The organism is Methylophaga sp. UBA1464 (genome assembly GCF_002325665.1).
In the GTDB taxonomy this organism is placed as follows: Bacteria; Pseudomonadota; Gammaproteobacteria; order Nitrosococcales; family Methylophagaceae; genus Methylophaga.
Genome location: NZ_DCSO01000099.1, coordinates 5,180 through 5,498 on the forward strand (window position 1 = coordinate 5,180; position 319 = coordinate 5,498).

Annotated in this window: 1 pseudogene; it reads left to right on the forward strand. The window is 40.8% G+C overall.

The features are described 5' to 3' along the window. Positions 1 to 187 (forward strand): annotated as a pseudogene (locus B3O33_RS13635) (adenosylmethionine--8-amino-7-oxononanoate aminotransferase BioA); the annotation flags it as partial. Positions 188 to 319 lie beyond the last annotated feature (132 nt).

The window sequence follows — 319 nt, forward strand, 5'->3', positions numbered from 1 at the left end:
CCAGCCTCTCGACAGTTTTATGGACTGGTTGCCGGGATTTATTGTGGAGCAAGGTGTCTGGATAAGGCCATTTCGTTCAATGATCTATGTGATGCCGCCTTATATCATCAGCTCAGAACAGTTAACCCAATTAACTACGGCGATAAAAGTTATCGTCAATAAACTGGGTGAATCAGTAAAATCCTGAGACCGATCAAGAGTATGTCTGATAGTGTTCTGTTTTTTGCGGCGTAATATCTTTTTCACGCTATCCAGAAAAGCGGATTGCGATACCCTTAAAAATAGAATGGAGAAATGATTATGTGGACTAAACCAGAAT